The sequence below is a fragment of the Cohnella phaseoli genome, from assembly GCF_003386235.1.
GTDB lineage: Bacteria > Bacillota > Bacilli > Paenibacillales > Paenibacillaceae > Cohnella > Cohnella phaseoli.
In genome coordinates, this window is record NZ_QRDZ01000011.1 from 228,703 (window position 1) to 243,056 (window position 14,354).

The following is a 14,354-nucleotide window of genomic DNA, read 5'->3' on the forward strand; positions in this document are numbered from 1 at the left end:
TCCTACAATAGAAAAACAGGGCGCTCCACCGCGCAAAAAATGCACTTGAGAAACATCCCTTATATCAAAATCTATGAAGAAAAATCGCCAATTCCCCGTAAATCTACTCGCTGAACGCGAACAATCCGAAGATAACCCGCATATCTCCTCTCCGCGCGGACAGACGAAAGCCCGCCAGACCTACCGGTCAGCGGGCTTTCGCTTCAATTTATTTGCGCTGCGGAACGAGCTGCGCATCGTCGCTTTCCGACACCTTTACGATGCCGGACGCCGATTCGATGTCGCGAATCGCCCAGTGGCTCGTAGGAACGTCCGGCCAGGAAGAGGCCGAGACGGCAGGCGTCGGACGCTCAAGCAGTCGATTCAGCACCCGCACCGTCTCTGCGCGTGTCAACGGACGATCCGGATGGAACGAACCGTCCGGATAACCTTGCAGAATGCCCGCTTGCAGCGCTTTGCCGATCGCCTCCGCAGCCCAGTGCCCTTGCACGTCGTCCGGAAGCGCCGCGGTCGCTGTCTGATCCCCTGCTCCCGCCGGAATCAGTCTGGCCACGATGCTTGCCATTTCCGCACGAGTTACCGCAGCCCCTGGACGGAAACGACCTTGATTATCCCCAAGCATCAGGCCCGAGCTTTGCATATCGGCAATAGCCTCTGCAGCCCAATGCTTGGCCGCCACATCCTCATAGCCTGCAGCCCGTCCGGCAGCGGAAGCATCAATGCTCTTTAAGCCAAGACGATGCAAAATGGTTGCGAACTCCGCGCGTTTAATCGATTGCGAAGGGCGGAATGTTCCGTCCGGATACCCGGACAGATACGGTTCCAGCGTTCCTGCCGTATCTCCCTCGCTCAAGCCGATTCGTACAATCGTAAACGTACTGAACTTGTTGACTTCGACGGCAATGCCGGCTACGCTGCCGTCCGCGTTGTATCTAACCTCTCCCTGCATCAGCTTCTTCTCTCCGTCGCTATGCTCAATGTACACTCTCAGCTCCGACAGCAGCTTTTTGGCTGCCTCCTTATCCAAGGGCAGCTTTAAGCTGTCGAGACGCAGCAGCACTTCCGTCTTAAAGCCGGAATAGTTCGTTTCGATTTTGACCGGGTGTCCGATCACGGAGACCGGGCGGCCGTCGGCTGCTTGCACGACTAGATCCGCCTCCAGCACCCGAGTGTCTACCGTCTTCCGCTCGCTGGCCGCAACGATCGGTACGATGCGGAAGTAGGCGTCCGTCCTCTTCTGGCCAAGCTGCTTCAGCGCATCGCTCCGCAGCTCGATGACGCCTTCCGGCAGATCGATCTGCAGCGACAGACCGCTGTCCGCTAGAAGAATCAACGCCTGGGAGCTCAAGCTCACGAAGCGCTCGTCGGCTGGATCGCCCGGTAAGTCGGTCACTTGAATCCGCGCGACGGTTGTCTTGCCCTGCTTCGCTTTGGCAACGACGTCTTTCGCCTTATCCGCGTCCAGCTTCACCGTATCGGTTGTGCTGCCGTCGGGAGCAACGGTCCGAATGATCGGTATTTGCACAACCCAATCTCCCGCGCCGCCGGTAACCGTCGATTGACGAACATTCTCTGTTGTTATCGCCGGCGATGACGAAGACGAAGAGGAGCCTGAGCTTGTTCGCGTTACATGAATAGAATAGGTTTGTGAGGTCCTATGATCCGCCGACTCCACATTTACGATAATGGTATTTTCACCGACCGCGATAGAAGGCGTAAACGTACCGCCGCCCTGTTGCGTAACATCTTGCACCGTTACGGTTGCATCCGGATCGCTTGCCATGGCAACGATACTCACCTTCGCATTCTGGGTTTTCGATACCATATCATACTTAAACTTGTACGGCGCAAACTCGCCATCCAGGTTTGGCGTTGCTTCCAGACTGGCAAGCGTTGGCGACTGTCCAGGCACCGTCTGTCGGCGCAATAAGCCAACCGTGTAGGTACGCGTCGCGGCTCCATCCTCTGCGGTTACTTCAATGGCAACGGTTTGCGCATCCTTCGTAAACGGCAGAGATACCTCTCCGCTTGTTGGCATCTGACCATTGATGCGAAGAGTAGCATCAGTCTGCTCAGTGATAGGCAGAAACTTAAACTCATCCGTCGCATAAGGCACAATCACCTTATAGTTGCTCGTTTGAGGATTAAAGTCCGCTAACAGCTCCGCCCCGTCTGTGACAATACCCAGGCTTTGCAGCCGCGCATTGTCGCTTGGCTCGCGCATTACAACGAGGGTATACTCTCGCTTAGTCACGCCATCCGGCGCAGTAACGATAATCGGTATCCGATTCTCGCCAACGCTTAGCTGAATCGGCGCAGAGGCTTGCCCGCTTGAGACAGCCTGACTTTTCACTTGAATGGCGGAGCCGATCTTCGATGCGCCAGCGGTCACCGTCACACGATCCACGCTGTTGCCCACATAGGCGGTATAGCTCTCCTCCGCTCCTGTGAAGCTTGGCGCCGGAATCTCGTCTCCGGTCTGCGCATCGTTAAGCGTTAACGTACTCAGCGTCGCTTCGCTGGAGCCCGTTCCATTCAGCTTCAGCGAATAGAGCCTGTCTCCCGCACTTGCGGAATGTACTTTGATGGACACCGTTGTTTCCCCGGAAGCAGGCAACGCTATGTCCACATATCCGCTGGTCGGAAGTGCCGTATCATTGACCGTCACTGTAGAAGCAGCATCCATCGGCACCGCATACACGCGAACGCTGTCCGCATAGGCTGCCGCTTCATATTCGGTTTGACCGAATTGATAAGGCGTAATCATCCGTGCGTTGCCTACGGTCAACGCTGCAAGCTCTCCAGGGGTTGCCGGAATCGGTCCAGACACACCCCGCATCACTTCAAACTTATACACGGTTTCATTGCCCGCCACATCCGTAGCAGTCATCGCGAATGCGACAGATTCTTCCGAATCTCCCCACTCAATCGGAGCGTAATAACTGAATTGACCGTTATCGTCCACAGGCACAGTAATGCCGTTCACAACAAGCGTTGCTCCCGCATCGGTTTGGCCGGTCATATACACATTGCTGTGTTCCGCGACCCTGCCATTAAGCGAAATCGGCTCGTTCTGCGCATCCAGGCCTCCAGAAGCGATCAGCAGCGGCGCCGTCCGATCAATTACCAGCTTGCGGTAGGCCATACTGCGGTCGCCGCGTTCATTGACGGCTTCAATCTGTATGCTGTTCACCCGCTCCGGCAACTCATTCACGCCAAGTAACACCTGCAAGTCAAACGTTGCCGTTCCCCCCGCCGCTACTTGCTCGCCGGCAAGCTGCTTCCCATTAACAAACAGGGTAAGCGCAGCGGACTGATCCGACTCGATCTGTAAGGAAGCTTGCTCAGCCGCCGTAAACAACGCCTGCTCCTCGCTGCCGTAATAAGCCAGATAAGATTTCTCCACAACGGCTTTCCCGCCTGCCGCGTTCACGGCTACGGCCAACTTCGCCGGTTCCGGAACAGGCAATTCCGTCTGCACGCTCGCAGACAGCGGACTAAGCGCCACACGGCCTTGCGCATGTCCGATTGCCGAGACGGCAATATCGTAAGTCGCTCCGGCCGTTAGACCGGAAATTACGACCTTCTGCGTGTTTCCGGCTTGCGGCTCGACATCCATGACCGGAGCCATAGCCTGAGCGCCGCCTGTCTCGCTAACCCAAATGCGATAAGCGGACACCTCCCCGGCGACAGACGCAAACTGCAATGTAATCTCTTCATTGCCCGTCGCCACCACATTCGGCTGCTCAGGCGATTGGAGCGTAACGGGAGCAGTCACTTCCACGATCCCCTGCGCCATTGTCAACAGCGGCATTCCATTCGTGCTTTCGCCTAAGACACTCAGATGATAAGTACCAGGCAGCAGATCTCCCGGAAGATCGATCGCCTGATTGCCGGAAGCCGGCAGACCGCTGCGAATCACTTCTCCAACCCATTGATCAGCGGTGCCTGTGAGCATCAACGTTACTTGCGTATCGGACGCCGCATTTTCTGTGGACCATGCAACCTGAATCCGATTGTTCGCGCCGGCAACGTTCGATACCGAAGCAGTCAGCGCCGGCAACGGGATTAATTTCTGAATTTGCAGCTCTGCCGCTTTCGGAGTTTGAATCGTCCACTTGCCTGCCGGCGCGTTAAGCAGCGATACGTATAGCATATCCTTGCCGTCATTAACCGGGTTCGACGTCACAATCTGCGGTGAATCTCCGCTAGAATCCGCACTTAGTACACGGTCAGACGCCGGTTGCAAATAAGCGTTGCCGTCAGGCTCGGCAAAGTTCAGCGTGTACGGCTTGCCGTCAGGCGCGATCAGAACGGTGTTCTCATTGCCGCCGCTCACCGTCAGCATATAATCCCCTTGCTCCTCCAGCATAAAATACTTGCTTACGAGGCCTTCCATCGTCAGCGGTTTGATCGATAAAAATTGCCTGGACGCCTTGTAAGCAACCGCACTCGTAAAAGTGTCGCTTACAACCTTCCATTGTCCCTTCAGATCAACGCCGTCCAGCCAAATCGTTTGCTTCTGTTGGGACTCATCATACAGGACGTTCATCCCCGGCAAACCCGGGTCGGGCTGCAACGCATACAGCTTGCCGCCAGGCGTATACAGCTTCGTCTGCGCATTCGCCCCGTAAATTTCTACAATCGCTTGTCCATGCTCGGTCTGTTTCAGTTCGAATACCGTCGGATAAGCTTGGCTTTGCGCCCACTGCGCAACATCGCTCATCCCGGTCGCAGACGGCGCATTGCTCAATATTGAAGACGGAGCTGTGCCGGCGCTAATCATCCATGTGCCCGCCTGAGCTGCGTCCAACAAGACGTAAGTCGTTCCGTCCGCAGCGCGGAACGCATTCCAATTCGGCTCGCTCTGTGCCGTCTGCAGACTGTAAGGACGTCCATCCGGCTTGTACACAATCGCATCGCCTTGCGTTTTCCCAATTTGCAGGACGTAGCTACCCGGCTCCTCCACCGTGAACGAGGTCACGGAACGCTCCGCCGCTTCCGCCCACAGCTTTCCAAGTTCATCCAGCTTCAGCGATTTGTTGGCGAACTGCAGTTCATTCACCTGAATCGCACTACTGCCGCTTATCGTCAAATTCCACTTTCCTGCGTACAACGCTACACGCATGTAGGTCGTATCGCTGGCCGCATCGTAAATCGTTTCCGCTTGTACAGCCTGCTCTTGCGTTGTCCCCGCAGCCGTCGCTTTCAGCGCAGCGGTTCGTTGATCTCCGGTCAATACGAACAGCGCGGTGTAAGGATGGTCTACCGTCAACGAAGCGATCAGCTTGCCGGCCGAGGCTTGTGTTGCCGTCACGACATACGGCGTCTGATCCATCGTGGTCAACTGTCCGTCCACCATACGCGCTTGCGCATCGGTATGCACCGGCTTCTCCGGCTGGATGGACGCGCTGATCGGCGTCAAATCAAAGGCGCGCGGAAGCGGAGCGGCCGACAGAATATGCACCTGATTGTCTTTGTTCGACTTCGTAAATCCCAGAACGCCGGTCACGATATCGAGCCACGGCGCTGTGGCATCGAATATGCCGGTAATACCGCCGCCAACCGCATCCCTAAGACTCCACGTAGGCCACGTAGGCTTCGGCGGCTCCGCCTCCACGTCAAACGACATCGTATTGTCCTTCACCGAGTAAAATAAACTCGCGCCTATGCCATTGTGCTTAAACGTACCGTACAGCCCTCCTTGGCTCACGTTTAAAACCACGTCTTTAACCGTTACTCCGCCGATACGCGGAACCCCTGCCGGCACGCGGACGGTTGCGGTAATCGAACCTTTAAATCCCGACTGACTAGCCATGCTGATCGGACCTTTAATTTTGCCATCGAGATTGAAATCGCCCTTCACGACATAACCCGGGTAGGAGAAACCTTTAATAGCTGCTCTTTTAGCATCGGTGACAGCTTGCATGGTCATATTCGACACAGGCAGCCAATAGTAGTTGGCAGTTCCGCCGTTCGTGGTTAAACCATAGGAAAACAGGCTGGCATTAAATTCTCCGTTGTTCAAATGATAGTTGGCATTGCCCTTCTGCAACTGCGAAAAGCCCGTATCGTTCATCGAACCGGTAACGCGCAGCGTCTGGGGAATCTGTATTTTGTTCGCCAGATTGTCTACACTGCCGGATAGAGAATTGATCATTAACCCTGTCGTTCCAAGTCTCTCCGACGTCCATGTATTGTATTGGATACTGTCGAGACGCCCCTGCTTGGTTAAGGTATACAGCTTGAAGTAAAGATTCGTCTCCGGCAATTTGCCTGTTTCCTCAAACCTGACATAAGGAACGCTGGCGAAGCTGTTCACAGCAACTCTGAAATGACTCACATCGAACGGCCCTACTTTAAGACCGGTATCTACAGCAAAGCTCTTGTACAATCCAAACCGGCTAATCCCAAATATCAGTTCCTCCGTCGTTACCCATTCATCAATCTCCTTATCCCCTAGCAACAGCTTGAGGTGAAGATCCGCATTTAAACGGAAGCCTCCGCTTACAAAAGTAAGCAAGTTGGCCTTGATGGGAATATCCAGATTCAAATAATCTTCCGCTTCCGTGGTGTTCAAGGCGATCGTAAAATTGTCCGATGAGATGGTAAACGGTCCCTCATAGAGCGTGTAGGACACTGGCCCAAGCGGCCCATTGCTATTGACGTATAAGCGGCCATCTCCGCTAATCGTCGTTGTAGCGCCGCGCTTGTCCACCACCAGACTCGCGCCCTTGAACAGCAACGAATCATTGATAACAACCGGTTCCGTTGCGTCATTCAAGACATACACATTCGGTACTAACGGGTCCTCCGTAAATATGCCTTTCAATTTAAGACTGTTGGCCTCATTGCCGATTGAGGTGCTGGCGACTTCGATGCTGGCGAAGTTGCGCGGCTTGTAAAAGCCCGATTCAGTGAGCAGCAGCCCATCGTCGAATACACGATCGTGAAAGAAATCATGCTCCAGGTGTACGTCATATTGCCCTGGCGGCAGATCGGCTTCCCATGTCAACTCCAGTTGACGATCGTTAATAATACTATAATTGAGCGGATATTGTGCGCCGTCCGAATCCTTCAGGAAATAATGAATGCTGTCGGGCGACTTGCTAAGCAGATTACTAATCCCCGTTCCTACAGCAACCAACCGCTTCTTGTCTTTGACATGAAGCACCGCTGCGCCTACGCGGTTGAATTGAAGATCGGTCGCCTCAACGTTCCCGCTCTCCATCCTGAAACGCTTGATCTCCGTGAAGCTCTTGCCGAGCTCATTAACGGCATAGCCCCGAACCTCGTATTGCTGCATCCACTCCAGCCCCGTTAACTGTACCGTGAAGGAGCCTGGGGCGGAGGCAGAGCCGGTATAAGGAACATCCGTCCAAGCTCCGTTGCCCTCTTGCGGGTAGACACGATATTCGATTCCGCGTGCGGTAATCTCTTTCGTTCCATTATCATAGACGCTGGTCACCACGCTGACGACATCATTCGCATGATCATTCTCATCCACGCTAACGACCGGGTCCCCTGCAAGCCTGACGCCCGGCGCCGACGGCTGCGGCACGCCGAACAGCCAGGTTTCATTTATTGTGCCTGCGGGCATATTACCGACCAGATTATTATCATTGTAATTATCATAAATCACTATTGCATCCCGATGACCGCCGAAATAGACCAGGTTTTGACCATCGAAAGCCATGTTCGCATAGCTGATGGGGAAAGGTTCCCGTTGATTGTCGACCCCTCGAACAGGATATATATTCCCGCCTATTTCTCTCCAATCGCGCTGATATATTCTATCTGTGGAAAATCCGCTTGAAAGATATTCCCAAGTATCTTCTCCTGCCCAACCATCTACAGCCTCCGCAGTCATGCCTATATCATTAGGCAATTTCAATTCTGGAATTACGGTTAAATTGGTCATGTTGATGTAGCTGGTTACTCCGCCAACATTTACGATTCGCCGCCCGTCATACGCCATAGCATTGCCCCAGCGACCGTAAACATCCCCCTTATAATCTTCAACCACCGGTCCGTCGATCGAACTCCATGATTGCGCAACGCGATCCCACAGCCACAATAAAGCAGAACCTCGATCAAACGTAACCGGCTTTGTTATTATTGGTGCATGTGTACTCGTATAGGTACCTGTCGTAGGCCCCTCATTTCCGCCAAAAAGCAGTGCTTTTTCACCATTATAAACCATCTGCCCGCTGTGGAGAGCCGGAGGCATAACAGTCGGATGAGCTTCCGTCCAACCCGCTCCGTCCCACAGCCACATATCGCCTAACGGCGTCTTCGTACTTCCGCTAAGTTCATAGCCGCCGAACAGAACCAGATTTTCGCCGTCAAACGCCATCTGAGCGCCGCCTCGGGCGGATGGAGAGTCGGCAAGCCCCGTAACCTGCTCCCATCTGGCATTGAGCCCGTCCCACAGCCATGTATCGTCCAGCACACCGGACAGGCCCTCGCCCCCGAATAGAAGGACTTTTCCACTGTTCGGATCATAAGCCATGGCGGCCGATTTGCGCTTGTCGGGAGAAAGCGGGAGATTCAGCATGTCCTGCCAGGTTTGCTGCTGACCGTCCCAAATCCAAGTATCGTTCCGTAGTGTGACACCGTCTTCTCCTCCGAACAGAATCACATTTTCAGCCGCTTCATCATGAACCATCGACGCAGCTTGTCTGGCCTCCGGAGAGAGATTAACCTGAACTTGCTTCCATTTATAATCCGTAAGAGCTGCCGTCGGCGGATTAGCGTTCAATTGCACGAAGCTGTCCCCGTTGCCGGCTCCTGCAGCCTGAACCGTATTCTCCCCGCCGAAGATAGGCAGGCACTGCAATAAGAGCATGGCAATTAACAATCTGGCCAATCCCGAGCTCCAAGGTTTGCGCACCGTATCCGTTCCTCCATTTATTTCGTTATTTCGCCCCATTATGTATCCCTCCACTCGATAGAGTTCGACTTGATTCTACATCTCTGCGATAAACGGATAATAAACAAGATCGAATTCGGTAATCGAACATAAAAAAACAGGGCGTTCCGCCGCGCAAAATGCGCTTGGGAAGCCCCCTATCTCTTATGAACCTTCGCGAAGAGCTCGATAAGTTACTCGCAAATTTCCTCGTATAGCATCCGCGAAGAATCGGAAGGTTTGACTTGCAACTCTTCCAGCTTGTCCAACAGTTTGCGGTACACGACGTGCACCCGATCGTTCATCCCCAAGCCTCGATAGCTGCTCATCAATAACCGATAAGCTTCTTCGTCGTATGGGGAACGCTCGATTGCCTTCTCCGCGGCTTTTGCTGCTTTATCGTACTCTCGTTCGTTCAGCCGAATTTTGCCTAGCGTGAGACTCCACTCGTATACGGATTTTTCAAAGGCTCCCGTCTGCTGCTCTGCCCACAAATAGTCGTCCTCCTGCAAGAACGGCCCCCTGTAATACAATAGCGCTTTTTCAATTTCGGCGGCCTCCGGATGTTCCGCCTCTTTTAGCTTCTGCAGGCGGCCCGCCAGGAAGCGCGCATCTACGTCAATACGTTCCGTATCGAGAAAATAGCCTTCATTTACATATTTCACAACTTCGCCGAACCCGATTCTCTTCAAATTTTTTCTCAATAGACTAATGCAGGTATGCAAATAGATTTTGGCTTTTTGATAATTCTCGTCCGGCCACAAAGCTTCGATCAAGCGATCTCGATGCACACGCTTCTCATCCTGGGAAGCCAAGTAGGCGAAAAGCTCTTTCTCCTTGGCCGTACGCCATTTCAGCCAAGGACCTCCTTCTATTCCGACGGACATGGGGCCGAACAATTGAACGCTCATCCTGCCGACAGCGGGAGCGAGAGTTCTTTCGGCGCCCCTCATCTTATCTATCGTATGTCGAAGTCTAGCTATCGTCTTGGACAGTCGATCCGCTTCCAGCGGTTTCAACAAATAATCAACAGCCGCATGCTCAAAGGCGGAAATCGCATATTGATCGTAGGCGGTCACGAACACGATCTGCACGTCGGTATTGACGTTTCTGACGACTTCGGCCAGCTCCAAACCGTTCATCTCCGGCATCTCGATATCCAGAAACAGCACGTCGGGCTTCAGCTCGCCAAGCTGACGAATCGCATCGAACCCGTTGTTCGAGCGACCGATGACCTCCACTTCTCCGGACCGCTGCAAAAAGAGCTCCAAAATCGTCAGAGCGTGCTCCTCGTCATCTACTAGAAACGCTGTAATCATGTCGCTCTCCTCCGCTTGTCTTCAACCTGCTCCGTGGCCGTTTATCCATCGAATCCGCTATCCTTGAGTATAACCAGTGTCGGCCTCTTCGGCTAGAAGCCGTCGCCGGTCAAATCGCCTTATAGGAGCCGGCCGATAAACCGTCCTTCGCACGAATCGTAAAGGAATTCGTCATCAGTTTCCTGCTTCATCGTGTCCGACTACCTTGCCTGGTGATCAACCGTGGCCGCCTGAATCGCCTCGAACGCCCAATAGCCCGTCGGAACGTCGCTCCACTTGCCTTCACCGGCTGTCAGCGGGTTGCGCTCAAGCACCCGATTCAAAATTGCTACCGCTTCGGCGCGGGTCAGCGGCTGCTCCGGACGGAATGCGCCGTCCTTGTACCCATTCATATAACCCGCCGCTTGCGCCTTGGAGATAGAGGCCTCCGCCCAATGCCCGACCGTATCGGAGAATGCGAAAGCCGCAGTCTCGGTTGTCGTCGCGGCTCTCAGTCGCAGCGTTATCACCGCCATCTCTGCGCGAGTGATCGGTCGCTCCGGATAAAACTTGCCGTCAGCGGCGCCCTTCATCAGTCCGTCGCTCGTCGCAAAGCCGATAGCCGCAACCGCCCAATGCTTGGCCGAAACATCTGAATACGAAGCGGATTGCTCTTGCCCGTTCGTTCCGGACAGATTGTACAGGATCATCGCCATTTCCGCGCGAGTTAACTGTCGATCCGGACGGAACGTACCGTCCTTGAAGCCTTTCATATAAGCCTTGCTCATGGCCGCTTGCTTCGCCGGTTGGCCTTCCAGCACCGTAAACGTACTGAAATGCTTGATCGTAAAACGAAGCCCCTGCTTGCCGGATGCGTCGTAGGGCACCAGCTCGCCCTGAATCAGTTCCTTCGTTTCGTCGCTATGCTGGATAAAAATATAGAGATTGGCCGCTTGCTCTGCCGTTGTTTTCTGTTCCAGCGGCAAGGTTAGCGTCACCGGGCGGCTGGACAGGTTCGTCTCGATTTCCATCGGACGGCCTTTGACGACCAGCGACGTCTTAATCAGCTTATCGCTGACGATTTGCTCCGCAGCCGCTTGCTGCTCGATCGCTTTCCGTCCGGCTTCGGCCTTGACCGGAACGAGCCGGAAATACACATCCTCGGAAGAACCTTGAAGTGAATTGTACGGAATGAGGATACGTACTCCGTTCGTAACCAGCTCCAAGTCGACTTTGCCGTCCGCCAGCGCTGCGGCAGCTGCTTTCGGCAGCTTCGCGAGCAATTCGGCCACTTCGTCCTTCGCGTCCGGAACGACGATGCGGGCGGTATGCGAACCGGCCTTCTTCAACTGTTCGATCGCCTGGGCCGCTTGTTCCGCCGTCAGAGTCAGTTCGTCCTTCTTCCGGCCGCCGGCATCGGTTGTGCGGCGGATCGTGGCTCGGGACACAGTGCCGTTTTTGTCGCCCGCCCCGTCCTGTACGTCAATCGTAATCGTCTCCGGCGAAGGAGAACCCCCGCCCCCGCCTCCTCCGGCGGAGCGCGCCTGCGGCGTCACCGCGTTCGACTCGGCGGAGGATTCGCCGGTGCCAACGTCGTTAACCGCGACCACTCTGAACGTATAAACCGTGCCGTTCGTCAAACCCGTTACCTTAATCGGGCTGCCCGGACCGCTTGCGGTCGCTCCGCCGGGGTAGGCAGTTACCGTATAGCCGGCAATGGCTCCTCCGCCATTGGAAGCGGGGACCGCAAAGCTAACCGTCGCTTCTCCGTTGCCCGCCGTTGCTTGAATATTTGTCGGCGCATCCGGAACCGTCATCGGCGTAACGGCATTGGAAGCGCTCGAAGCGATGGATTCTCCCTTGGTATTGACGGCGACGACTGTGAACGTATATTTCGTACCGTTGGTTAAGCCCGTCACCTTGATTGGGCTGCTTGGGCCGCTGGCCGTCAACCCGCCGGGATAAGCGGTTACCGTATAACCGTTTATCGGCGCGCCTCCGTCATACTCGGGCGCGATAAAGCTGACGTCCGCCTCTCCGTTTCCTGAGGATGCTACTACGCCTGCCGGAGCATCGGGCTTGGCGAACTCCCACTTCTGGATCCGATGATTGCCGAAATCGGCGACAAAAATATCTCCGTTCCCGTCAATCGCCACACCGGTCGGACTGGAGAATTCCCCCGGCACGTTCCCCGCTTGGTTGCCGGATTTGCCCCACTCTCTCCATGCGCCTGTCGAGCTATCCAGCATTTGAATGCGATTGTTGGCCAGATCCGCGATATAAATGTTATCCTCACGATCAACTGTGACATCGTAAGGCTCGTAGAACTGCCCAAGGCCGCTTCCTGTTCCGGAGCCGATCTCCTCCCACTGTCCCGTGGAGGCGACCAGCTTCTGAATACGGCCATTGTCGGTATCGGCCACATAGACATTGCCGACACTGTCGACCGCTACGCTCGAAGCGTATTCGAATTGCCCCACCGCCGTTCCTCTCCCGTTGCCGAGAACTTCCCATAATCCGGTATCGACCGCCCGCTTTTGAATGCGGAAATTGTTTATATCGGCGACATAGAGGTTGCCTTCACGATCGACCGCCACATCGCTTGGAAATTCGAACTGCCCGGGCTGGCTTCCTCGTTGACCAAGCTCGCTCCAGCCATTCGCATCCCTTACTTGAATACGATGATTGTCCCGATCCGCGACATAGACGCTATCATCGCCTCCTACTGCGATACCCGACGGATTCTCGAACTCGCCCAATGCGCTGCCTGCTTGGCCGTCGCCACCACCCCACTCGCTCCATAGCCCGGAGGTCGCGTCCAGCTTCTGGACGCGGTTGTTGCCGTAATCCGAAACGTACAGATTGTCTCGACTGTCTATCGCTACGGCGACCGGCGCGCTGAATTCTCCCAGACCGTGCCCCTCGACGATACCCGTCTGCCCCCATTCGTTCCAACTGCCGGTATTCGCATCAAGCTTCTGGATTCGGTGGTTGCCGGTGTCCGCCACGTACAAATCTCCATGGCCGTCCACCGCTATGCCGAACGGGTCCGTGAATTCACCGAGCCCATTGCCCGAAAGGCCGTCGCTTTTTTTCCAATCGCTCCAAACGCCGGTTGCTGCATCCCTTTTCTGGACGCGATGGTTACGCGTATCGGCAACGTACAGGTTCCCGTCCCGATCTATCGCGAGCGAGGACGGGGAGCTGACCTGTCCCGGATTTTTCCCGCCGCCTTGAGTCAGCGTCTCCCAATTGCCCGAAGCTCCGGGGGTTACATCCAGCTTCTGTATCCGATAATTGGCGGAGTCGGCCACATAGACGTTGCCGCTTCCGTCAACAGCCACGCCGCGGGGAAATCTGAAATCGGTGTAGTCCGTCCACATTTGCGTGATCTTATCCAGCTTGCGGACGCGGTTGTTGTCGGTATCCGCCACATACACATTGCCCGCCTCACCCACCGCTATGCCTTTCGGTTTTTTGAACTGCGTCGAATCGCCGATCGCCACCCACGTCCCCGACGTTCCCGCCGCAACGTCCAGCATTTGAATCCGATTGTTCTCCGTATCCGCCACGTAGACGTTGCCGCTGCTATCGATCGCGACGGCCCGCGGTCCATTAAACTCCCCAAGAGCGTTGCCCGGTCCCCCCGCATACGTATTCAATACGCTCCACATTCCCGTAGTCGCATCCCGTTTCTGAATCCGGTGATTGCCCGCATCCGCCACGTACAGGTTCCCGGCACTATCGACCGCTACTCCCGAAGGAGTATCGAAAGCCCCGAGCAAAGAACCGCTTACGGCGCCGGACTTGCCATAGGCCGTCCAGTTTCGCGAAAGCGCGGAGGCCGACGACGCCTGAGGCAAAGCCAGCATCGCAGCGATGATCCCTATCCACACTTTGTATAAAAGAGCTTTTGCATACTTCTGTCTGTTCCTAGCCATTTCGCTTGCATCCTCCCATCATCTTTAAAACCGGCGGTCGAGCGACGCAATTCGACCATTTTCCATCTCAGCTTACACGAACGCTCTTAACAAACGCTGAAAAAGAGGCTGTCTCAAAAGTAAGTTCTAGCTCACTTTTAGAACAGCTCGCTTGAAAAAAAGGTGCCTAATTGAAAAATGACGGCGTTAAGGGTGCTAACCCTG

3 protein-coding genes are annotated in these 14,354 nt (G+C 54.9%); all 3 read right to left on the minus strand.

Annotation, left to right across the window (positions count from 1 at the left end; genetic code table 11):
• Positions 1-208 precede the first annotated feature (208 nt).
• Positions 209-8,932, minus strand: coding sequence for a cadherin-like beta sandwich domain-containing protein (locus tag DFP98_RS15805; protein ID WP_116061574.1), 8,724 nt, complete (start codon positions 8,930-8,932; stop codon positions 209-211).
• A 173-nt stretch (positions 8,933-9,105) separates the two neighbouring features.
• A complete protein-coding gene (locus DFP98_RS15810; protein WP_116061575.1) occupies positions 9,106-10,230 on the minus strand; it encodes a response regulator in 1,125 nt (374 codons plus the stop codon).
• A gap of 200 nt (positions 10,231-10,430) precedes the next feature.
• Positions 10,431-14,150: an S-layer homology domain-containing protein gene (locus DFP98_RS15815; RefSeq protein WP_116061576.1), complete on the minus strand. Its 3,720-nt coding sequence runs from the start codon at positions 14,148-14,150 to the stop codon at positions 10,431-10,433.
• Between the last annotated feature and the right edge of the window lie 204 nt (positions 14,151-14,354).